Source organism: Enterococcus sp. AZ091 (genome assembly GCF_051714805.1).
GTDB classification, from domain to species: domain Bacteria; phylum Bacillota; class Bacilli; order Lactobacillales; family Enterococcaceae; genus Enterococcus_D; species Enterococcus_D gallinarum.
This window is the reverse complement of the sequence record NZ_JBIOSO010000001.1, coordinates 563,264-584,492: the sequence shown is the minus strand read 5'-3', so window position 1 is coordinate 584,492 and position 21,229 is coordinate 563,264. Positions and strand designations below refer to the sequence as shown.

The following is a 21,229-nucleotide window of genomic DNA, read 5'->3' as shown; positions in this document are numbered from 1 at the left end:
CCTCTCTTGCATCTTACGGTGACATCTATAAACGATTATCTAACGTAATCAAGGATCGTCAACTGCATGATTTTTGTTCCCATCGCCAGTGTACTTTGGTAAGCAGTCATTTGATTAGAAAACTCCATATATTTTTCCACAAAATCAATATCTTGTTTATTGGAAAGTGTTTCTGTCAAATTCAGTTTCTCTGTTTCATTACGATCTGAGGCAGCTTCTAGCCGATTGTACAAAGCGCCGATTTGGGAACGCACATTGACAAAGTTATTTGCATATTCATCATGGGCTTCCAGCAATTTCCCCCCTAAAGCTTCCTTATCATCATTGCGTAATGCAGACAATAAATCATTGAAATAGGTGCTCAAATTTTCTGGATCTGTTTCTGTTCCGGTTTCCTTCATTAGACGACTGCCGTCGGATAGTAAATCGACAGAAACACCATTCGCGATTTCTCGCGGCAAATCTTTGCTAGTCCCATTGTATTTGATCCCAACGATTTCGCCATCTTCTTTTACGATTTCAAATGGCGGGGTCGTCGTACTGGTACCGCCAAAGATATATCGGCCATCGTAATTGGTATTTAGCGCTTCTACGATCCCTTCGATTTCTTCTTCAATCTCTGCTTTATTGGCCTTTAACTCATCATCACCATTCGTACCATTGGCAGAAGATTGGATCAACGAACGGATTCGCAGCATCGATTTGCTGACATTGTCTAATGTTGAATCTTGAACTTTTGACCAAGAAATACTGTCTTTGATCGTACTGCCAAATGTTGCGTTCTGATTGATGGATCCAGTTAGATTCATGATTTTAGAGATCAGCAATGGGTTCTCTGATGATTTGCTGACTTCTTTCAGACTAGATAACTGGTTAAGTGTCTTGTGAACATTCGAGGCGTTAGTGCCTAAATTACGAATAAAATCACTATAAGTAATATTATTTGAAATACGCATTTATCTATACTCCTGTCCGATTGATCAAGGTATCCAGCATCTCCGAAACCACAGAAATGATTCGTGCATTTGCCTGGAATCCTTGTTGAAACCTTATCACGTCAGACATTTCCTCATTGATCGAAACCCCTGAAACGGATTGATTTCTATATTCTAATTGATTTAGCAGTGATAGCTGAGCGCTAGCAGTATTATCTGCTTGCTGTTTTGAGATCCCGTTCTTCGTGACGATACTATTGAAGTAACTGTCACACGTCATACCTGAACCATCTGTTTTGAAGGTAAGTGTGTCGGGATCAAAAGAAGCCATCGTTTCATCTGACAGCGGAAAATCCAATTTTGCATTGCGAAGCTTCGCAATCGCTGCTGCTCTTGAACCATCTCCAGATTCACCTGTTTTACCGGCTTGCAATAAGCTAGGATTATCAATGATACTTTGAGAGACTTTGATCGTACCGGCAGTATCTTCTCCGAATTCAAAGAGACCGGAAGTACTGGATTTTCCATCTGTAAAGATCATATTGACTGCTTTGGCAATGGTTGTGGCAAAATTGTTCAATTCGCTTAAGCGACTGTCAATCTCAGTGACCGAAACTTGCAGACCCCCGATCGATCCTTCTTTGATCGGCAACTCCTCGTAGTTTGTTTGACCGTCTTCTGTTGGCTTATTGATCAAAATCGTCCCTGGAGGGTAATCCCCACTGATTGTCTCCCGTGGATTCAAGCTGTTACCGTCTTTGGAAACGATGGTTCCTTGCTCGTTTTTACCCATCACTACACTGATCGTATTGCGTTCGTCTGCATTTAGGATCGTTTGGCCGCCAATCGCTACATAGCCTCGGCCATATTGATCAAATGTCGTTTCGATCGGTGCCAAGCTTGAAATATCTTTGAGTAGATTGTCCCGCAGATCCAGTAAGTCATTGGAGGTTTGTCCGTCAGTTGCTAAGGCATAGATCTGTTCATTCAATGATTCTAGCTGTTTGATTTTTTCATTGAAATCCAATGCAGATTTTTCGATGTCATCTACCGTGTCACCTTGCAATTTTTTCATTTGCGAAGACATTTGGTTGATAATGTCAGCCAGGGTACTGCTGTTTTCGAGGACTAGACTTTTGGCCGTTTCTAATTCGGGATTGTTGGCTAGCGCAGTCCAAGAGTCAAACATCGTAGACAGCTGTTTCGATAAACCATTATCTGAAGGCTCATTTAAGATACCTTCCAATTGACCAAGGATATCTGCTTTTTGTTCATAGTATGTATATTTGGAATTGGCATTTCGTACTTGCCCAATCACAAAATCATCAACAACGCGCTGCACACTGCTAACCTTGACCCCTGTACCGATCGTACCTGCTCCTGGTAGATAGTAAGGTTGCTGAGTCTGTAGATTGACACGTTGCCGTGAATACCCGTCTGTATTCGTATTGGCGATATTATGGCTGCTCGTTTGTAGTGCTACTTGGTTTGCGCTCATACCGCCAGTAGCGGTCCCAAGTGATCCGAATAATCCTGTCATAAAAGTTCTCCTTAAATTTTTTGGTCAATGATCGCTGTCTGAACAGTGGCCTTTTCCGTATATTTCGAATACGTATTTGCTGCCGGCTGGATGTTGTCTTTAACGGCATCCATCAATGTTTTTTGGTAGCTGAGGGCTTGTTCAGTCAATAAGAGATTTTCTTGCTGTTGTCTTTGGATTTGTTGGATCAATTCACGACATTTGTCTGTCAGATTGCCTTCATAAGATTCGATGACTGGGACAAATCCTTCTTTTTTCTCTACCAGCTCGATCAGTTTTTCACCTTGGCCCTTGATCAAATACTCTTTCTCTTTGACCAAAAGTCGAAAAAAACGTTGTAATTGTCGTTCAAATTCACGTTCTGTCATCTAATCCGCCTTCTTTACATCGCTAGCAAGCATTTTAGTGGCAATTGCTTCTGCTGATACTTGATAAGTGCCATCTTTGATGGATTGTTTTAATGCAGCGACACGATCAGCACGGCTCGCTTCGTTACCGCCACTGTTTTTGATCGTTTGCGCTGTTTTTGACAATTGGACGTCAACCTTTTTTTCGGCAGCGGTTTGCTCTGCTTTGGTTGGCTTGATTGTTTCTCGTTGGATGGCTTTGTCGCTATACTCTGCATAACCTCTTGCGATTTTCATGAGAGTTCCTCCATTCTCGGTGCTTCTTCTATTTTATACTATCGGATAAAAAGAAAAAAAGTTAAACCTTTTTGTTTAACTTTTTCTAAGAAGATTCACTTAACTCAAGTTATGAATCCGTTGCTTTTGGGACAAGATATTGGTGATCCGGACACCAAAGTTCTCATTGATGACGACAACTTCTCCTTTAGCGATCAATTTCCCGTTCAACAATATTTCTAACGGTTCATCTGTCAGTTTGTCCAATTCGATGACCGATCCAGCATTGAAAGATAAAATTTCTTTGACTGTTTTTTTGCTGCGTCCCAAAACAACACTTAGATCCAATGGCACGTCTAAAATCAAATCCAGATTATCGCCATCTGTGGTTGATGTTGCATTTAATGGCTGGAATGCTGGTTGACTGACTTCCACTTGCGGTTGGTTAACCGCAGGTTCTGGTTTTGCTTCTACAGCGGGCTGCGGTTTTGCCGGTGTTTCCCGTTCCACAACTGTTGCTTGATCTGCTAACATCGCGGCTACGATATCATTGACGACTGGATCGCTAAAAACTTGCATGATCTCACTCTCGATCGCACCTTCCACACTTAGTGAGAATGAAATACAGTAAATTTCTTCTTCCTTAACTGCCTCGTATTCCAGAGCTTCTGATTCGCTCCATAGTTTGACGATCGGTGGTAAAATATCCACTTTGCGATTGATCATCGTTGCCATCGAGGTAGATGCGGTACCGATCATTTGGTTCATTGCTTCGGCAACAGCACTTAGCTCTAGTTCTGTGAATTGAGTACTTGTTGTTTCACCTGTGCCTCCCATCATCAAATCTGCAATGATGATTGCATCTTTGACTTCCAAGAGCATCAAATTGCTGCCGACAAGTCCTTCTTTAAACTCAACAATCGTGGCCACTTTCGGTGCCACTAGATCATCTAAAATCGTTTGAAGTTTGACTCTGACAACTCTAGGCGTTGTAATGCTGACACGGCGATTCAAGATCGACGATAAGGTCGTTGCCGCTTGGGACATCGAAATATTCCCGACTTCTCCGATAATATCAACTTTTACTTGTTCATCTACATTTTGCTGAGAGGTATCGTGATTCATCAATGCATCGATCTCTGATTGGCTAAAACTTTCGCTCATTCTTCTTGCTCCTCTTCTAACTTGTCTAATAATTCAATGGCTAGCTTATCTCCCTGCTTGCCAGGTTTCGCGCGATAAAACGGTTTTCCATCAACAAAGGTCTCTAATGGTTCCGTGATCTTTTTATCTAATTTGATGACATCCCCGACTTCTAAATGAATGAAGTCTGACAAACTCATCTGGGCATATCCTAACAAAGCTTCCAGATTTAACGCGACTCCATTCAAACTTTTTTGCAGCTCGCGGCTATCCTCAGAACTGGCTGGTTGATTGCTGTCGAACCAATTACGAAAACTTAGTTTATCAATGATTCCTTCAAAGAAGACATAAGGAATACATAAGTTGATAAAACTCTTGGTTTCGAAAATTTTCAATGTGAAGGTCACCAACACAACAGGTTCATTGGGTGACATATTTTGCAGCAACTGCGGATTAGTATCCAACCCATCCAAGACTGAATCTAACTTGACGATATCTTGCCAGACACTTTCATAGACCCGTACGAATAGTTTGACTACTTCTTCCAGAATGGCTGTTTCAATATCCGTGAAATTCGTCTTGTCTTCTAAATCAATCTCTGATTGTTTGCTTTGATACGCATCCAATCCTCCACATAATAGTTCCACCATCAACATGCACAGTTGAGGGTTCATCTCGATGAATTGAATCCCATTTAGCGGTTGAGAACGAAAGAGTCCTAACAACGTAAACTTAGGGATCGAATGGATAAATTCATCGTAACTTACTTGTTCGATAGCAGCCAACTGCAAAGTTACGTTGGTACGCAATTGGGTAGACAGCATACTGCTGCTCATTTTAGAAAAGTCTTCAAAGATCATGTGCAGGGTATTGACGTACTCTTTGGATAACTTTGTTGGTCTGCGAAAGTCGTAGGCTTTTACTTTTGTCTGCTTGTCTTCTTCATTCATTACCTCTTTATCGATCTCTCCTGTGCTCATCGCATTCAGTAAGAGATCTATTTCTTGCTGCGTCAATACCTGATCCACACTAATCCCCCATTTTTCTTAAAAAATCAACTGATCAACTTTGATTACACTTGCTACTTTATCTGACAATGATACGACACCAATGGCATGACTGCTGCCTTCTTGATCACTCAATTGCAGATCTGACTCTTGTAATTCCAGCACTTCGATGACTTCTTCGACTAAAACGCCCTTGCGATCATCGCCTTGCTTCATGATCAAAACATTCCGATCCTCTGCAGAACTTGATACTGCGATCAATTTCGAGAGCCGAATCACTGTCAAAACGGTCCCTCGCAAGTTGATCAAGCCTTCGACCCATTCAGGCGCTAATGGGACTTTAGTGATTTCTGGTGCATCGATAACTTCCTCAACCGATTCAGCAGAAATCAGATAATGTTGCTGCGCCATTTTAAAAAGAATCATTTGCATCTCAACACATCCTCTGAAGTCTAAGCAAAAGCTTTATCAATAGACGCGATCACTCGATCGGTATCAAATGGTTTCACGATGAAATCCATTGCTCCTGCTCGAATAGCATCCATAACCATACCTTGTTGACCCATGGCACTACACATGATCACTTTCGCTGATGGATCAGACGAACGAATCATTTTCAACGCTTCTAAGCCATCTACTTCTGGCATTGTAATATCCATTGTTACTAGATCGGGTGCAGTGGCTTGGTATTTTTCATAAGCTTCTTTCCCATTTTGTGCTTCTCCGACTACTTCATAGCCGTTTTTTTCAAGAATATCTTTTAATTTCATGCGCATAAACACCGCATCATCGACGATTAATACTTTTTTTGACATAATTGTTACTCCCTTCAAATACCTAATGTACCAAATATTTCTTCTAGAACACCCTCTTCTGGAATAAAGAACAGCGAGGCGTCTAGTGTTTCTTGTTCATAAGAAAACTCATTGCGAATGACCAAAACGTGATCATCAAACTGATTTAATGCTAGATAAAGGCTACTAATTGCAGCACCAAAGAAATCATAACGAGCCATCGGTAGCGACGCCGCTAATTCAGCAGACAATAGTTGGCTGATCGCATTTAGAAACGAATTAAAAATGATATTCGTCAGCTCACTAATGATCGACTGCTTCATTTCTTCAGTGGCATCTTCCATGACCAGATGGACCAGTCGATCGGCAGCAACATCTGAAAGTACAAAGAGAAACACGCCGCTGAATGTACCGCTGATTGAACTGATCACTGCATGGACCTCTTTGTCTTCTTCCATGATCTGTGTATAGAGAGTTTGATAATCCAAGACCGCTACTTTCGGTACACTCATTGAGATAGGTTGCGCGATCAGCTTAGAAATACTTGTGGCAGCATTTCCGCCTCCAATATTGATCAGTTCTTTTAATCCGTCTAATTGCAAGTCGGTGTATTTCATTGCCGCTCATCCTTTTTTTCTCCACAAATCGCATTGACATCTAAAATCAGTGCAATCGAGCCGTTTCCTAAAATCGTCGCCCCCTGATAGCGATCCAGCTGCTGGAGGAGCGGATCGATCTTTTTAATCACGATTTCTTGCTGACCAACTAACTCGTCTGCCAACAAGCCATAATATTGCTGTTCGCTGTTGACAATGATGGCGAATTTTTTTCCGACTGTGTTTCCCTCGATTCCTAAAAGCTGATCGGTCCGAATAATCGGAATCAAATCTTCCTGGAAACGATAAACTTCTTGAGAAACGGTCTGAATCACTTCTTCTTCTTCTTTAATGATCACTACACGTTCAACTAAATCAAGCGGAATCGCAAAGGTTTCGGTTCCTACACGCACCATTAGTGCTTGAATGATCGATAAGGTCAATGGTAGTTTGATCGTAAAGCGCGTCCCCTTATTGGGCCGACTCCATAATTCAATCGTGCCGCCTAAATTAGCGATCTTCGATTGTACCGCATCCATCCCTACACCTCGACCCGAGATATTCGTAACTTTTTCTGCTGTCGAAAATCCCGGATGGAAAATCAGTTGCTGGATCTCTTCATCAGATAAGCCTTCTGTGGCTAAGCCTTTTCTTTCCGCACTTGCTTTGATCACTTGTGGGTCTAATCCCTTGCCATCATCTTCTAGCGTGATGATGACTCGATTGCCTTCCTGGTATGCAGCTAACCGAATCGTTCCTTTACGGGATTTTCCTAATGCTTCCCGTTCTTCTGGACTTTCGATCCCATGATCGACAGAATTACGCAGGAGATGGACCAATGGCTCACTCAGTTCAGAAACAACCGTCTTATCCAACTCTGTTTCTTCTCCAATGATTACCAGATCCATTTCTTTTCCTAGTTCAGTCGATAAATCCCGCACCATTCGGGGAAAGCGGCTGAAAACGACATTGACCTGCTGCATACGAATCCGCAATACCAAGTCCTGCAATTCAGATGTCAGATGGGAGACTTGTTCCAGCGGATCTTTGATTGCTTCGATGTTTTCGCGATGGCTGACATCTTCCAGCTGGTTGCGATAGACGACTAATTCCGAAACTAGATCCAAAAAAGAATCGAGTCGCGATAGATCCACCCGGATCGATTGATTAGAAACAGACGCATGATGTGTCATTGTTTCTTTGGTTTTGGGTGTTGGTTCTTTCGTGGTGTCTGTTTTTAGAGTCTCATTTGTTGCTTGAGACGGATTTGCTTGAAAAGGCTCAACTCGAAACTCTTCGATCTCACTATTACTAGCAATATTCTTTTGGACTTCCGCCAACTCATTCTGAGTGAGATACACTAGCCTAAAATCAGAATCAAAATCACCTTCTTCCAATTGTTCCGCACTCGGTTCCGTATGCAGGATATCACCAGATTGTTCCAGTTTTTCCATGATCAAAAAGGCTCTAGGCCCCTTGAGCATGGAATCTTTTTCTAAGCGGACCGCAATGCTGAAGGCGTGGTAATCCCCGGCTACCGCTTGTTCGATCACAAAAAGATCCGAAGAATCTAATTGCTCAAATGCCAGCGATAACTGCGCAAGCGGTGTATCGGAGGTTGTTGTTTCCGAATGTTGTTGATCGGATTGATTTTGGCTTTGCTGTTCTACTTGATCTAATTCCAGCAGCAAATCTGTGATTTGATTCGGCTGCAGTTCTTTTTCTTCCCGCAAGTCTTCCACCAATTCGGATAACCGATCCAAGCATTTAAAAATCAGCGAGATGGAATCACTCGTCACTGACAACGTTGCTGTTTTGAATAGCTCAAAAATATTTTCCATCTTGTGGGTCAACTGTGTCATCACATCGTACCCCATCGTCGCTGCCATCCCTTTCAGTGTATGAGCTGAGCGGAAAATATCATTTAAAAGTGCTGTGTCTTGCGGATTGCTTTCTAATGCCAATACATGGTCGTTCAGCTGTTGCAGATGGTCATCTGTCTCTTCGAAGAAAAGCGTACGGTATACGCTATTATCATCCAAATGAATCCCTCCTTTGCGAAATTATATTTTTTGATAAATAAAGGAATCGATTTTTTTCAACCCGAATTTTTCCGAAAAATTAATCGTTTCTGTTGCTCCAGTAAATAAAATCCCACCTGGTACTAAGGCATCACTAAACTTCTGATACACTTCGTCTCTGGCATCACTTTTGAAATAAATCGTTACATTGCGGCAGACGATCACGTGACAATTCTTTTCATAGGGATCTTTCAATAGATCATGTTTCTTGAAATGAACTTTCCGCTTGAGTTCTGGTTTGATCTGATAAGTGTTTCTCTCTTTGACCTCAAAATAATTCGCTAGTTCTTCAATAGGAACATTTCTTAGCTCGTGCTCGCGATACACCCCTTGTTTTGCCTTTGTCAAAATCTGCTGATCGATATCCGTTGCTAAAACAGCGGGCGCTGCCAAGCGATTTTTCTCTAACAGCATGGCGATCGTATAAGGCTCCGCACCTATCGAGCAAGCCGCACTCCAAATTTTCGGCAATGCAAACTGTGGCACGATCTTAGTCAGCAGCGTTTTTTCAAAGGCATCAAATAACTCTTTGTTACGATAAAATTCGGTAACATTGATCGTGATATGGGCTAGAAAAGCTTCTCTGACAACCATATCTTTCTCCAAAAGCCGCTGGTATTCCTGCAAATTTTTAGCACCTGAATGTTCCATGATGGTCAAAATCCGTCTTTGCATTTGACTTTCTTTGTAGGCCGCTAGCTGTACCCCCAGCCGATCACTGACCCATTGATTAAAAACAACAAAATCTGTCTCCATGTTCTCACCCGACTATCTGTCCGATTTTTGTTTCAATCTTGCTTAGTGCTAGAACTTCATCGACTGCCTTTTGTTCGATGGCGTATCGCGGCATCCCGAAGACCACACAACTGTCTTTGTCCTGAGCGATGGTATAACCACCTTCTTGTTGGATCGCTCGCATTCCTTTGGCACCATCTTTACCCATTCCAGTCAATAAAACACCGACTAGACCCTTTTGATAAGCGCTGGCTGCTGAAGTGAATAAATAATCAACCGCCGGCCTAGTTCCGTGAAGCTTCTCCCGTTGATTCAGGTGAAAACGCCCTTGTCCCACTGTCATATGGTAATCTCCTGGGCAAAGATAGACTTGGTTTTCAATCGGCATGCCGTCGGTCACTTCTTTGACTGGTACTGTTGTTTCCGAGTTCAGACGTTGAGCGAAAGATGCCGTGAATCCAGCCGGCATGTGTTGAACGATCATGACTGGGCAATGCAGCCGTTTAGGCAAGCCGCGGATGATTCCCAACAAAGCTCTGGGGCCACCGGTGGAAGAGCCAATCACGACTGCTTCAACTGTCCGTGGCAAATGGTGTGACGTTAATTTTATTTGTTCAGCTATACTATGGTTTATTCCCTTAGAATGGTTTTGATCAAGCGAATCGATTTTTTTGTAGAAATCATCGATCCAGTCTTGTTGAATCTGAGATAGATTAACAGGCTTTTCAACGAAGTCTGCCGCCCCGAGCTCTAATGACTCAATCGTTGTTTCTTGATTTGTCATTGAACTGAGCATGATTACCGGAACGGTGTACTGTTCTTTGATCATCCGCAATGTCTCTAATCCATCCAATACAGGCATTTCTACATCCATCACTACAAGGTCGAAAGATTCTTTCGCAAGATGATCTAGTGCTTGCTTGCCATTACGAGCAGCAGCAGCTACTTTGATGTGGGGCATCTGTTCCAACAGATCCGTCACCACTTTCCGCATAAAAGCAGAATCATCTACGATCAATACTCTTTTCATTTTTTTCAAACTCCTTTATAGATAGATGATTTCTTGATTTACGATCCGAACCATTGTTGTAAAATCGTCTAAGTCAACGATCATTGTTCTTCCAGTCGTACCACCAACGTGTTTGGCTACAATGGGAATTCCCAACTTGGCCAAAGATTGTTCAACTGCCTCAACATTGCGTTGTCCGATATTACTCGTATTCGTGATTGTTTGGAATTGAAACATATTGGCACCACCAACGATTTTGGCTTTGAATCGCGGAGCACGTACTTTACGCTGCAATTCTGCAACCATGTTTGGCAATGCCAGATCAGCAAATTTTCCCGGCTTGATCTCCCGCTTGTGGGAAAATGGTTGACTATCTGGCAGCATAATATGGCTCAGTCCGCCAATTTTGCTTTTTTCATCATAAATGATCGTGCCAACGCAGGATCCCAGTCCAACGGTCATTAATTTGTCCGGATACTGGGCAATTTTATACTCTGAGATGCCTACATGAATCTCCTGTTTTGTTTTCAATAGACGGGTCAACTCGTTTCTCCGAACGTGTCCTGCCATTCCTCCGGTTCATAGTCAAATAAAAAGGAGAGCGCCAATAATAGTACGACGGATTCATCGCTTTTCAAAAATTGCTCGATATAACTTTGTTTAAGTCCCGAACGATCAAGCTGAGCTTCATAATCCGTCTCTTCCAGCGTAGAGATCCCCACGATCTCATCGACATACAGCCCAAGATCTTGATCATTCCAATGACATAAGATGACATTGTTCCGTTCAGAAACCGTTGTGGGCTCTTTGAATAGTTTACGGCGAACATCAATAATCGGGATCATTTTTTCTTGAAATTCATAGACACCTAAAACGAAATCAGCCACTTCCGGTAACTGAATAAAGGATTGGGCTTCAATCACTCGTGTCACTTGCTGGACTCGGATTGCAAAGAGCTGGTCATGACTTCTAAATATTACATATTGCTCCATCAGCATCTTTTCCTCTCTCTAGAATTTAAAGCTATCTACTTGGAACTTCAGAATGCTCGCGATCGTTTCGATTTCTTGCGCATTCGATTCAAATTCTTCGATGACCAAATAGAAATCTTCCAAGTTGGCCGTCACTTCTTGGGTGCCGGCAGAGGTTTCTGAAACAGCAGAGGAAATATTGCTGACAGAGACTTGCACCATATCTTTTTTCTCCACGATGCCGGTAATATGTGACTCGACTGTTTGGATACTCATTACTAATTTTTCAACAATATCAGAGATTTCATTGGCTAAATCAATCACCTTATTGATATTGTCTGTTTGTTTTTTCCCGCCCTCATAAGAATTCATCGCTGCTGAAACAACTTTCTCAGATTTTTTGCGGATTGCTTCAATGATCGTCCGAATACTTTTAGTCGATTGACTGCTCTGTTCTGCCAAACTGCGAACTTCTTCTGCCACAATGGCAAATCCGCGGCCTGCTTCCCCTGCACGAGCTGCTTCGATCGAAGCATTTAATGCCAAAAGATTGGTTTGATCAGAAATATCATTAATCAACTGAACGATTTTGCCGATACTTTGAATGTCTTCATTCATATCATTCATACCATCCACCAAATCAGCTTGATTTTGACGTTCGACTTCCCAACTTTCTGAGACATACATCATCACTTCAGAATTTCGATAATTGCTATCTTGAGATTTTTGCACGTAGCCATTCATGAGGTCGATCTCTTTGTGGATTTCCTCGATGCTTGTTGCTAATTCGTCCATGTCAACAGAGGTCTGTTCTGCTTCAGAGGCTTGAGAACTGGCTGCGTTGGCGATAGCGTTCATCGTTTGGCGAACATTTTCGATAGATGTTTTGGCATTTTTGGACGTATTGGTCAAATTTCCAACCATTTCCGTCATGCGGGTGCTTTCTTCATGCATTCCCACGATTACTGCTTTAAATGTATTCAAGACACCTTTAAAACTATTTTTGACCTTTTCAAAGAGGGGATCATTTCCGTCATTCCCCATAGCATCAATGTGCGAGAGGTCTCCTCCACTAACAATTTCCAATTCTGCTAGTAATGTATCCATTCCTGGATCCTTATGTTTCACCACAAAAGAGAGTACGACAACTCCAATAAATTCCAATAAGAGAACGATTATTGAAAAAATAAAGAACACATGACTCAACTGATCGTCTCCGTGAGGCCGTAAAACAAAGAAATAGCACCCCAATAAAACGACAAACGTAATAATTAAGGGAAGCAGCGTAGCGAGGCGGATTTTTTTGATAATAGCTTGTAACTTCTTCTTCATGACAGTATCCTTTCCTATGCGATATGATCGTCAATGATTTTTATCAAGATTCGCTCTTCACTTGATAATCGCAGTGTCACTCCTTCTTTATCCGATTATGAAAACAATCTTCTAGTTCCCTAATCGGATAATTAACTGGAAATTTAAGGCTTGTCACCAGACATATGTATCTTTCGGGTCTGCATAACGGGTATAGCCGCCGTTGCGATCGTCCCGTATCAATCGTCCTTCTTTAAGCTCAAAAACACGATTCCGAACAGTATTGACCATGGTGCTGTCATGGGTAGCAAGAAGCACGGTGGCCCCTAACTGGTTGATCTTTATGAATAATTTCATGATTTCTACTGCGGATTTAATATCTAAATTTGCTGTAGGTTCATCTGCGATCAAGACTGCCGGTTCAGTTACGATGGCACGGGCGATCGCGATCTTTTTGCATTGTCCTACCGACAATTCATGGGGATAGCAAGATTGATAAGCCGTCATTCCCACCATTTGCAATGCTTTATCGGTTTTTTCTTTGCGTATTTTCCGTGGCACGCCCAATACCTGTAATGCATATTCAATGTTTTTATAAGCCGTCATATGTGCCAACAGCAGGTCTTCCTGCTGGATAATGCCTACTTGTCGCCGAATCATATATAAGTGACGATCTTTCAGCCCTTCTAGCAGCACATTGCCAATTTGGATCGACCCTGCTGAAAGCTCTTCTTCTTTCAGCAGTAACTTGAACAGTGTCGATTTGCCAGAGCCGCTCGGTCCTACGACATAAATAAATTCGCCTTGCGAGATCTCAGCGGTAATATTTGCTAATGCTAGCGTGCCATTTTGGAATTGCTTGCTGACTTTGGTTAATCGGATCATTGGTCTCTCCTCTAATTAGTAAAACGATTGACAACAGCTAACATATCATCCGTTGTTTGCATTGCTTTTGTATTAAGGGCGTATGCTCTTTGTGTCGTCAGCAGTTCTGTCATTGAACCGGCCAAGTCTACATTCGATCCCTCCAAATAATGTTGATTGATCGTTCCAAAAGCGGTTGGGTCTGCTTGAGAACTTGTTAGCTGGGCATTTTGTGTTTGAAATAGCTGACTTCCCACAGGAACCAGATCATTCATATTGGTTGGGTTATAAAGTGTCAATTGCCCTAGTAGAACTGCCTGTCCATTTTGTTGGGTCATTAATCGGCCTGCAGAATCAATTTGGATGTTCTGGGCATTTGGCCATTGATTAGCGGGTACCATAGTAGTCATAGCGACAGGGTAGCCATCGCTGGTGACTAGTCCTTTTTCAGCATCTAACTGGAAATTCCCAGCTCTTGTCAAAAGCAACTCATTGTTTCCATTGCGGACGCCAAAGAATCCCGTACCTTGGATCGCCACATCTAGCGGCTGACTGCTAGCTGTCAACACACCTTGACCAAAGCTAGTTCCAGTTGTAGCTGAAGAACCAACGTTCCAGCCGTATTGTGCCGCATTACCACTGAAATAGACTTCCTCAGTTGATACTGCATTGTTGATCAGTTCTTTGAAATGAGTCGTTTGCGTTTGATAACCATTGGTATTGACATTGGCAATGTTGTTAGCAACATTGTCCAAATTCTTTTGTAAACTGTTCATTCCTGAACGACTGATCCCTAATAAACCGTTCATATTCATTCTGCTATCCTCAAATCTTTCCTAATTCGTTCACTGCTTTTTGGAGTGTTTCATTGGTGGAGTTCAATACTTTTTGGTTTGCTTCAAATTCTCTTGATGTCTGGATCATTGCCACCATCTCGTCTGCCACGACCACATTGGCTTGTTCCAGATACCCTTGCTGCACCGTCGGCCGTGCAGCGATCGTCCCTGCATTGTCGCTGGTATAGTAAGTTTCCCCATTGGCCATCAACTGGTCTGGTTCAAACAAACGGACTTGGAATTGCGGATTATCTGCTGCGGTCACTGGCTGATTGCCATTGCCTAAAACAACGTATCCTTCTTGGGTCACGTATTGATTCTGCTGATTAAGGGTAAAGTCCCCTTTTCGCGTGTATAATGTTTCACCTGCAGGTGTTCGGACAGTAAAGTAGCCATCAGAAAGCAGTGCGAAATCTGTTGCTTGATCCGTTTGTTTTATCGCCCCAGCTGCCTGTTCCAAACTGGTGCCGGCTAATTGATTCCCGAATGCCAGTCCACCAATATCATGACGAGTGTTTGCCTGAGCACCGCCTTGATAATTATGTAATGCTACTTCATCTAATGTCGATTGAAATAGTTTTTTTGCTTGATACCCAGTGGTTTTGACATTGGCGATGTTCCCACTAGTCGTTTCTTGCCGTTTCTGTAAGACATTGATGTTGCGGGAAAGAATATCTAATCCTCGAATCATGCTAGTTCCTCCTTGATCAATAATCGTAATTTAGCTACCATTTTGCCGTGGATCTGTGAAACCCTTGGAATTGAGATTTCTAAAATTTCTGCGATCTCTTTGAGTGTCAATTCTTCGGTGTAATACAAACTCAAAATCAACTGCTCTCTTTCCCCAAGCTTTTTGATACAGGTAGTCAATGCTTGCAGACGTTCTGTTTCTAATAACGCTTCTTCCACATCTACCGCTTCTTTATCGCTGATAGAATCTTTGATCGTCATACCTTCATCTTGAGCAGAAAACAATGTATCCTCTAATGACACACTAGCTAAATAATGTAGGCTTTCATAAATATCTGCCAACTGTCCGCGACTAATTCCCATCTGTTTAGAGATTTCTGTATCAGTCGCTTCTCGCTTCAAGGTTTGCTCTAACTCTTGTCGTGCTTGATAAAATTGGTTAACTGCCGCCATTTTATAACGTGAGATTTTTGCATGCTTGCGTACTTCGTCAATGATCGCTCCTTTGATACGAAGGACCGCATAACTTTCAAAAGGCACTTTTTTCGTCGGATCAAATTTGTTTAACGCATCCATCAATCCGATGACCCCAATGTTGAATAGATCTCCTTGTTCGTAATCTGTCGTTTTGATTGACATTCGCTGAACCACGCGTTCGACTAGAGGAAGGTATTTAATGATTTCTGCTTCTCTATCCACTTCGTACATCGGTTATTCTCCTTTCACTTCGCACTCTTTGCTCATATCTCAATACTGCCTACCGTCTCAATAGCGATTTCGTTAGGTATCTCATTCAGTGACAAGATTGCCAAATCCGGAAAATTGAATGTGATCATTTTCTTGAACGGAAGACGAATCTTTGGTGAAGCTAGAATTACGAAGGAAACATTCTGAGCGATCGCTGCATGTTGGATCGTATTGATTGAATCCAAAATTTTCGTCACTGTCTCTGGCTTTAAGACTGGGTAAGAGCCGGTTGCTGTCTTCTGAATACTTTGAGCAATCATTTCTTCTAATTTTGGATGAATGACAGCGACCTTCAGTTCATGCTGCTCCCCAATATATTTCGCCACGATCGTTCGTTTCAGTGCTTGACGAACATATTCTGTCAAGACTTCTACATCTTTTGTTACAACGCCGTAATCGGCTAATGTTTCTAATATTGTTGCCAGATCATTGATTGGGATCTGTTCATCTAGAAGATTTTGTAATACTTTTTGTACTTCACCCAACCTTAGAATCTCAGGAATCAATTCATCAATGACTACGTTGTACTGTTCTTTGATTCCTTCCAACAATTTCTTCACTTCTTGTCGGCCTAGTAATTCTGGCGCATGGCTGTAAATGATTTCTTTGAGATGCGTGGCAATCACCGTTAATGGTTCAATAATCGTAAAGCCTTGCAATTCAGCCAATTCCTTATCTTTCTCATCGATCCACATCGCATCTAAATGAAAGGCTGGTTCTTTGGTTGCGATTCCTTCAAATGGGAAAGGTTCTTCATTAGGACTGATGACCATTACTTTATTCGGATAAATATCGCCCCGTCCCACTTCATTCCCTCGAATTTTGATCACATAATCATTTGACTCAAGGTAGAGATTGTCTCGGATACGTACCGGACTGACTAGGATCCCTAACTCTCGGGCGCTTTGTTTACGAATCGCGACGATACGATTCATCAGACTATTATCGATGGAACTGTCGACGATTGGGATTAGTCCATAGCCGATTTCAACTGCAATCGGTTCTACTTGGAAGGAAGCGACAGAATCGTCTTCTTCTTGGGCTTCTTTTTTACGTTCCAAAGCGAGTTTCTGTTCCAATTTCTTTTGTTCTGTCCGTTGCTTTTCTTCTTGCTGTGTAATCATGAAACTAGCGGCAAATAAACCGCCACCAATCAGGAGAAAAGGGATCGGTGGAAACCCTGGCACGATCGCCAAAACAAAAAGAATCATACCGACGATTCGGAAGAGTTGCGGATTTCTTGTGATATCGGCTGCAATGTCTAAACCAAAGGAACTGTCATTGTCTGAACGAGTGACCATCACACCAGATGCGATGGAGATCAGCAGGGAGGGGATCGAACTAACCAAACCGTCTCCGATAGCTAATTTACCAAACTGGGAGAAAGCTTCCATGACTGTCATTTGCCCTCCCATGGAAAAGATGATCGCGCCGCCGACCAAGTTGATGACCGTGATCATGATCCCGGCAATCGCATCTCCTTTAACGAACTTGCTGGCACCATCCATCGAGCCAAAAAAGTCCGCTTCCCGCTGCAAGTCTTTTCGACGTTTCCGGGCATCGGCTTCCGTGATTAATCCGGCATTCAGATCCGAATCAATGGCCATTTGCTTTCCTGGCATCGCATCTAGTGTGAAACGAGCAGTAACCTCTGACACTCGTCCCGCACCATTAGTCACGACAGCTAGTTGTACCACCATGATGATGACAAACAAAATGATTCCGACAATGTAATTACTTCCAGCTACGACATTCGCGAAGGCATCAATGACATGGCCCCCATTCCCTTGTGTCAGAATCAAGCGGGTAGAAGACAGGTTCAATCCTAGCCGGAACATCGTCGTAATCAAAAGAAGTGTTGGAAAGGTGGTAAATTCCAAAACTGTTTTGGTAAACAGGGTGATCAGCAGAATGTTGATAGCAATCGTTAGATTGACAATGATTAAAAAGTCCAAAATAGTTGCTGGTAAAGGAATAATGATCAATCCAATAATCCCGATCACTAAAAAAGAAACTAGGACATCCGCATAACCGATTTTTTTCTTAGATTTTGCTACTGCCTCATTCATGCTGTTGCCTCCGTTTTAAATCTTTCCGCGTTCGTTTTCTTCCAATTGATAAACCAGTGCAATGATCTCAGCGATCGCTTCGTACATCTCTACTGGTATCAAATCTCCCGGCTCTACTTGTCTATAAAGAGCTCGAGCAATTTCCCGATTTTCGATCATCGGAATGTTTTCTTTTGCTGCTTCTGCTTTCATTCGCTGTGCCAACTGATCAGCACCTTTTGCTAAAACCCTCGGCACTCCTTCATTCTCCGCATCGTAGCGAATCGCAATGGCAAAGTGCGTCGGGTTAGTGATAACGACAGTGGCTTCCTTGACGTGAGCGATGGCGTTGCGTGTCATCTCTCGGTATTTTGCTTTCCGCTGAGATTTGACTTGCGGATCACCTTCCATTTGCTTGTATTCATCTTTGATTTCTTGCTTGCTCATCTTCAAGTTCTTGCGATGACTGTAGCGTTGATACACATAGTCTCCTACCGCTAAAACAATCAAAAAAAGTGAGATCTGAAAAAATAGATCCTTTGCCCGTTCAATCAGAAAATAGACTGTTTTTTCTAAACCGACCTCACTGACACCCAGTAATGTTGGGACAGCCGCCAAAAATTTCTGGTAACAAAGATAAACAATAATGCCAAATTTTGCTAACGTTTTAGCGAGATTGGCAAGCGCTCGAGTGCTGAATTGTTGCTTTAATCCAGCCAGCGGATTCAGCTTCTTGAAATTTGGTTTGATTGCTTTAGCAGAAAATAAGATTCCCACTTGAGCATAGTTAGTAATTAAACCAACCGCATAAGCAATCACAAAGACAGGTGCGCAAAGCAAAAAAAATAGCAAAATACTTTGAAGTCCTAAACGAGGTAAATCCGCAACGCTGGCTTCAAACAAATACAGATGCTCCAACGCTCGAGTGAGATAAGGTAAAAAGCGCTGCGCAAAAAAGTGCCAAAGGGGCAACAACATAAAAGAAAAGACCATCAGAGAGACCGCAGCCGCTAACTCTTGCGTTTTAGGAACTTCTCCGCGTTTACGGGCATCCCGTAAACGCTTGGCCGTGGGTTGTTCTGTTTTGCCGTCTTTTTCTGACACGTTTTTCACCTCTCTATGATTTCAGTGATGTCATGAACTCTTGTAAATACTTGATTGTATCTGGAAGCTGCTTACTCAAAAAAGTAATGGCGTTTGGCAGTAGTAGCAAAAAGATCATAAAACTGATTGCTGTTTTTAAGGAAAGACTCATCATTAAGATATTGATTTGCGGAATCGACCGCGAAATCACCCCTAATACCAGATCTACCATCAGTAGTGCTATGAGCATCGGCGCAGCTAAATTGAGTGCCATTTCCATCATCTGTCCAAATAGTTTCACGATACCTTCGATGGTGGTACCACTAATTTGAACTGTTCCTAAGGGAACAATCGTAAAAGATAGAAGCAGCGCTGAAATCAAGCGATGATGCAAATTCAAGGTGAAAAAGGTTCCTACGGCTAACCAATAATACGTTTTTCCATATTGAGAGACGTTCATTTGGATCGTCGGGTCATAGGCCTGAGCCATCGAAAACCCCACTTGAAAGTCGATCATTTGACCAGCGATTTGCACGCCAGTAAAAACCAACTGACTCAAATAACCCATCGCCATTCCCAGTAAAATCTCTTTGAGAGCCAAAATCGCAAACATAAACGATGTCGCCTCTGGCAATGGTTCGACCGCAGGTAAACAAAGAAAGGTGAAGGCAACGCCTAGAACCACTTTCGCAAGCGAAGGAAAATTTTGTTGTGAAAATATGGGACACAAGATAACAAATGCCATCATGCGGCAAAAAATCAGGATACTTGCTTGGATCAGTGCCATGCTTTGCCTCCTTACAATGCCGCGATCATCTTAAAGATGGTTTTAGTGAAATTAAGCAAAAGATTCAGCATAAAATTGCCGGCAAGAATCAATGTTAAGAAAATAGCGATCAGTTTGGGCACAAAACTTAACGTCTGCTCTTGAATCTGGGTAGTGGCTTGAAAAATACTGATCACTAACCCCACAAGCATCCCGATAAGTAGCGCCGGTCCAGAAATCAATAAGATCCGAATGAATGCTTCTCGCAATATGTCGAGTACCGTTGCAACAGACATTGGTTTTCTGCTCCTTTCCTGTGAATTATTGGAAACTCTTGATCAGTGATTCCACCACTAAATACCAACCGTCAACTAAGACGAACAGTAGGATCTTAAATGGCAGTGAGATCATGATCGGGGACAACATCATCATCCCCATCGACATCAAAATACTCGAAACAACTAAATCAATGATCAAGAAAGGAATAAAGATCAAAAATCCAATACTGAAGGCCGTCCGCAATTCACTAATGATAAATGCCGGGACCATTACGGTTAGCGGCACTTCATCTGAAGTTTCATATTTTTCTTTTGCCCCAGAAGCTTCGGCGAAAAGCTGAATATCTTTTTCTCGTGTTTGGAGCATCATAAATTCTTTGATTCGACGTTCTGAGCGATCAAAAACTTCGGCTTGCGTGATTTCTTGCCGGTCAAAAGGTTCAATGGCTTGCTGATAAATATCCGTATAGACGGGCTTCATGATAAAGAAAGTAAGAAACAGAGCAAGACCGATCAATACTTGGTTGGGCGGATTCTGCTGGGTTCCTAATGAACTTCGTACAAAAGAAAGTACCATAATGATGCGGGTGAACGAGGTCATCATGATCAGTAAAACAGGAATCAAAGATAGCAAAGTCACCAGCAAAAAAGTATTGATCGTATCGTTTGATCCACTGCCGTTAGAGAGCAAATCACTAATCGTGGTACTCATATCCCCAATGTCTAAGGCAAACGCAGTTTGAGGCATCCATAAGTTGCTTAAAAGGATCGCTGCTACTAGCGTCCATTTTCGTTTTGCGCTCATTTTTGCTTGCCTCGTTTCGTTTCTAATTGGCTCTTTGCTTTCTTTACCCATTCAGAGAAATCTGTCACTCGTAATGATTCTGACGTTTCCCCAGTTCTGGACATCAAGATAGCTGCTTCTTCGGCACTAAGTTCTTTTAAGATCTGGTTCTGCTGTTCCGAAAAACTCATCACATAATATTTGTCCAGAATCTGAATGATCCCAATGGAGGAGGATTTGCTGACGGCGACTTTTTGTAGAATCCGCAGCTGATTATTCTGTTGGTTCGTGTAGCGATTCAAATACTTCAAACTGACATTGATCAGATACAAAATGATTAACAAAAAAGCGATCATTTTAATCAATGAAAAAAATGTTTCCATCAACG

General features: G+C 42.2%; 25 protein-coding genes. All 25 read right to left on the bottom strand.

Features of this window, described 5'->3' with window-relative positions; all coding sequences use genetic code 11:
• Positions 1-35: 35 nt before the first annotated feature.
• Positions 36-956, bottom strand: a complete 921-nt coding sequence (gene flgL, locus IGJ28_RS03015; RefSeq protein ID WP_081131821.1) for a flagellar hook-associated protein FlgL — start codon at positions 954-956, stop codon at positions 36-38.
• Positions 957-960: 4 nt separating this feature from the next.
• On the bottom strand, positions 961-2,475 hold the full coding sequence (flgK, locus tag IGJ28_RS03010) for a flagellar hook-associated protein FlgK (protein WP_081131822.1): 1,515 nt from the start codon (positions 2,473-2,475) through the stop codon (positions 961-963).
• 11 nt (positions 2,476-2,486) lie between these two features.
• The gene (locus IGJ28_RS03005) at positions 2,487-2,843 is read right to left on the bottom strand and encodes a hypothetical protein (RefSeq protein WP_081131823.1); all 357 of its coding nucleotides are present in this window, start codon (positions 2,841-2,843) and stop codon (positions 2,487-2,489) included.
• Entirely contained in the window at positions 2,844-3,119 is a 276-nt protein-coding gene (gene flgM, locus IGJ28_RS03000; RefSeq protein ID WP_060813663.1) for a flagellar biosynthesis anti-sigma factor FlgM, read from the bottom strand.
• A 99-nt stretch (positions 3,120-3,218) separates the two neighbouring features.
• Positions 3,219-4,262 carry a flagellar motor switch phosphatase FliY gene (gene fliY / locus IGJ28_RS02995; protein WP_438845129.1) on the bottom strand — a complete coding sequence of 348 codons (1,044 nt, stop codon included), beginning with the start codon at positions 4,260-4,262 and terminating at the stop codon, positions 3,219-3,221.
• Positions 4,259-5,269, bottom strand: a complete 1,011-nt coding sequence (gene fliM / locus IGJ28_RS02990) for a flagellar motor switch protein FliM (protein ID WP_311828353.1) — start codon at positions 5,267-5,269, stop codon at positions 4,259-4,261. The genes fliY and fliM overlap by 4 nt, the downstream gene beginning before the upstream one ends.
• Before the next feature lie 18 nt (positions 5,270-5,287).
• Positions 5,288-5,680 carry a chemotaxis protein CheW gene (locus IGJ28_RS02985; RefSeq protein ID WP_438845128.1) on the bottom strand — a complete coding sequence of 131 codons (393 nt, stop codon included), beginning with the start codon at positions 5,678-5,680 and terminating at the stop codon, positions 5,288-5,290.
• Between the two features lie 20 nt (positions 5,681-5,700).
• The gene (locus IGJ28_RS02980; RefSeq protein ID WP_060813667.1) at positions 5,701-6,063 is read right to left on the bottom strand and encodes a response regulator; all 363 of its coding nucleotides are present in this window, start codon (positions 6,061-6,063) and stop codon (positions 5,701-5,703) included.
• Between the two features lie 14 nt (positions 6,064-6,077).
• Positions 6,078-6,659, bottom strand: coding sequence for a chemotaxis protein CheC (locus IGJ28_RS02975; RefSeq protein WP_438845127.1), 582 nt, complete (start codon positions 6,657-6,659; stop codon positions 6,078-6,080).
• Positions 6,656-8,680 carry a chemotaxis protein CheW gene (locus tag IGJ28_RS02970; RefSeq protein ID WP_438845126.1) on the bottom strand — a complete coding sequence of 675 codons (2,025 nt, stop codon included), beginning with the start codon at positions 8,678-8,680 and terminating at the stop codon, positions 6,656-6,658. The genes IGJ28_RS02975 and IGJ28_RS02970 overlap by 4 nt, the downstream gene beginning before the upstream one ends.
• A gap of 21 nt (positions 8,681-8,701) precedes the next feature.
• Entirely contained in the window at positions 8,702-9,475 is a 774-nt protein-coding gene (locus IGJ28_RS02965) for a CheR family methyltransferase (protein ID WP_438845125.1), read from the bottom strand.
• 4 nt (positions 9,476-9,479) lie between these two features.
• Positions 9,480-10,484 carry a chemotaxis-specific protein-glutamate methyltransferase CheB gene (gene cheB, locus IGJ28_RS02960; protein WP_438845124.1) on the bottom strand — a complete coding sequence of 335 codons (1,005 nt, stop codon included), beginning with the start codon at positions 10,482-10,484 and terminating at the stop codon, positions 9,480-9,482.
• A gap of 15 nt (positions 10,485-10,499) precedes the next feature.
• Complete coding sequence (locus IGJ28_RS02955) at positions 10,500-11,033, bottom strand: chemotaxis protein CheD (protein WP_156248252.1); 534 nt, start codon at positions 11,031-11,033, stop codon at positions 10,500-10,502.
• Entirely contained in the window at positions 11,003-11,455 is a 453-nt protein-coding gene (locus IGJ28_RS02950) for a chemotaxis protein CheW (protein ID WP_060813673.1), read from the bottom strand. The genes IGJ28_RS02955 and IGJ28_RS02950 overlap by 31 nt, the downstream gene beginning before the upstream one ends.
• 18 nt (positions 11,456-11,473) lie before the next feature.
• Entirely contained in the window at positions 11,474-12,766 is a 1,293-nt protein-coding gene (locus tag IGJ28_RS02945) for a methyl-accepting chemotaxis protein (protein ID WP_081131832.1), read from the bottom strand.
• Positions 12,767-12,919: 153 nt separating this feature from the next.
• Positions 12,920-13,630, bottom strand: coding sequence for a cell division ATP-binding protein FtsE (locus IGJ28_RS02940; protein ID WP_081131833.1), 711 nt, complete (start codon positions 13,628-13,630; stop codon positions 12,920-12,922).
• Between the two features lie 11 nt (positions 13,631-13,641).
• Entirely contained in the window at positions 13,642-14,424 is a 783-nt protein-coding gene (locus IGJ28_RS02935; RefSeq protein ID WP_081131834.1) for a flagellar hook-basal body protein, read from the bottom strand.
• Between the two features lie 10 nt (positions 14,425-14,434).
• Entirely contained in the window at positions 14,435-15,136 is a 702-nt protein-coding gene (locus IGJ28_RS02930; protein ID WP_113848983.1) for a flagellar hook-basal body protein, read from the bottom strand.
• Positions 15,133-15,843 (bottom strand): sigma-70 family RNA polymerase sigma factor, encoded by a 711-nt coding sequence (locus IGJ28_RS02925; protein ID WP_081131836.1) that lies wholly within the window; start codon positions 15,841-15,843, stop codon positions 15,133-15,135. Before IGJ28_RS02925 ends, IGJ28_RS02930 begins: the two co-directional genes overlap by 4 nt.
• Before the next feature lie 32 nt (positions 15,844-15,875).
• Positions 15,876-17,951, bottom strand: coding sequence for a flagellar biosynthesis protein FlhA (gene flhA / locus IGJ28_RS02920; RefSeq protein ID WP_103300692.1), 2,076 nt, complete (start codon positions 17,949-17,951; stop codon positions 15,876-15,878).
• 15 nt (positions 17,952-17,966) lie between these two features.
• Entirely contained in the window at positions 17,967-19,034 is a 1,068-nt protein-coding gene (flhB, locus tag IGJ28_RS02915) for a flagellar biosynthesis protein FlhB (RefSeq protein ID WP_060813680.1), read from the bottom strand.
• A gap of 13 nt (positions 19,035-19,047) precedes the next feature.
• Positions 19,048-19,800, bottom strand: coding sequence for a flagellar biosynthetic protein FliR (fliR, locus tag IGJ28_RS02910; RefSeq protein WP_279282597.1), 753 nt, complete (start codon positions 19,798-19,800; stop codon positions 19,048-19,050).
• An 11-nt stretch (positions 19,801-19,811) separates the two neighbouring features.
• On the bottom strand, positions 19,812-20,075 hold the full coding sequence (gene fliQ, locus IGJ28_RS02905; protein WP_060813682.1) for a flagellar biosynthesis protein FliQ: 264 nt from the start codon (positions 20,073-20,075) through the stop codon (positions 19,812-19,814).
• A 25-nt stretch (positions 20,076-20,100) separates the two neighbouring features.
• Positions 20,101-20,862: a flagellar type III secretion system pore protein FliP gene (gene fliP, locus IGJ28_RS02900; RefSeq protein ID WP_060813683.1), complete on the bottom strand. Its 762-nt coding sequence runs from the start codon at positions 20,860-20,862 to the stop codon at positions 20,101-20,103.
• Positions 20,859-21,224: a flagellar biosynthetic protein FliO gene (locus tag IGJ28_RS02895; RefSeq protein WP_060813684.1), complete on the bottom strand. Its 366-nt coding sequence runs from the start codon at positions 21,222-21,224 to the stop codon at positions 20,859-20,861. Before IGJ28_RS02895 ends, fliP begins: the two co-directional genes overlap by 4 nt.
• Positions 21,225-21,229: the final 5 nt, after the last annotated feature.

Excerpts from the sequence above, each read along its gene's own strand:
- IGJ28_RS02965 (WP_438845125.1), bottom strand. The coding sequence starts at position 9,475 with ATGGAGACAGATTTTGTTGTTTTTAATCAATGGGTCAGTGATCGGCTG.
- fliY (WP_438845129.1), bottom strand. The coding sequence starts at position 4,262 with ATGAGCGAAAGTTTTAGCCAATCAGAGATCGATGCATTGATGAATCAC.
- IGJ28_RS02945 (WP_081131832.1), bottom strand. The coding sequence starts at position 12,766 with ATGAAGAAGAAGTTACAAGCTATTATCAAAAAAATCCGCCTCGCTACG.
- IGJ28_RS02925 (WP_081131836.1), bottom strand. The coding sequence starts at position 15,843 with ATGTACGAAGTGGATAGAGAAGCAGAAATCATTAAATACCTTCCTCTA.
- IGJ28_RS02940 (WP_081131833.1), bottom strand. The coding sequence starts at position 13,630 with ATGATCCGATTAACCAAAGTCAGCAAGCAATTCCAAAATGGCACGCTA.
- fliP (WP_060813683.1), bottom strand. The coding sequence starts at position 20,862 with ATGAGCGCAAAACGAAAATGGACGCTAGTAGCAGCGATCCTTTTAAGC.
- flgM (WP_060813663.1), bottom strand. The coding sequence starts at position 3,119 with ATGAAAATCGCAAGAGGTTATGCAGAGTATAGCGACAAAGCCATCCAA.
- IGJ28_RS02895 (WP_060813684.1), bottom strand. The coding sequence starts at position 21,224 with ATGGAAACATTTTTTTCATTGATTAAAATGATCGCTTTTTTGTTAATC.
- IGJ28_RS02985 (WP_438845128.1), bottom strand. The coding sequence starts at position 5,680 with ATGCAAATGATTCTTTTTAAAATGGCGCAGCAACATTATCTGATTTCT.
- fliQ (WP_060813682.1), bottom strand. The coding sequence starts at position 20,075 with ATGTCTGTTGCAACGGTACTCGACATATTGCGAGAAGCATTCATTCGG.
- IGJ28_RS02935 (WP_081131834.1), bottom strand. The coding sequence starts at position 14,424 with ATGAATATGAACGGTTTATTAGGGATCAGTCGTTCAGGAATGAACAGT.
- IGJ28_RS02980 (WP_060813667.1), bottom strand. The coding sequence starts at position 6,063 with ATGTCAAAAAAAGTATTAATCGTCGATGATGCGGTGTTTATGCGCATG.
- fliR (WP_279282597.1), bottom strand. The coding sequence starts at position 19,800 with ATGGCACTGATCCAAGCAAGTATCCTGATTTTTTGCCGCATGATGGCA.
- flgL (WP_081131821.1), bottom strand. The coding sequence starts at position 956 with ATGCGTATTTCAAATAATATTACTTATAGTGATTTTATTCGTAATTTA.
- IGJ28_RS03005 (WP_081131823.1), bottom strand. The coding sequence starts at position 2,843 with ATGACAGAACGTGAATTTGAACGACAATTACAACGTTTTTTTCGACTT.
- cheB (WP_438845124.1), bottom strand. The coding sequence starts at position 10,484 with ATGAAAAGAGTATTGATCGTAGATGATTCTGCTTTTATGCGGAAAGTG.
- IGJ28_RS02950 (WP_060813673.1), bottom strand. The coding sequence starts at position 11,455 with ATGGAGCAATATGTAATATTTAGAAGTCATGACCAGCTCTTTGCAATC.
- flgK (WP_081131822.1), bottom strand. The coding sequence starts at position 2,475 with ATGACAGGATTATTCGGATCACTTGGGACCGCTACTGGCGGTATGAGC.
- flhA (WP_103300692.1), bottom strand. The coding sequence starts at position 17,951 with ATGAATGAGGCAGTAGCAAAATCTAAGAAAAAAATCGGTTATGCGGAT.
- IGJ28_RS02930 (WP_113848983.1), bottom strand. The coding sequence starts at position 15,136 with ATGATTCGAGGATTAGATATTCTTTCCCGCAACATCAATGTCTTACAG.
- IGJ28_RS02975 (WP_438845127.1), bottom strand. The coding sequence starts at position 6,659 with ATGAAATACACCGACTTGCAATTAGACGGATTAAAAGAACTGATCAAT.
- IGJ28_RS02955 (WP_156248252.1), bottom strand. The coding sequence starts at position 11,033 with ATGGCAGGACACGTTCGGAGAAACGAGTTGACCCGTCTATTGAAAACA.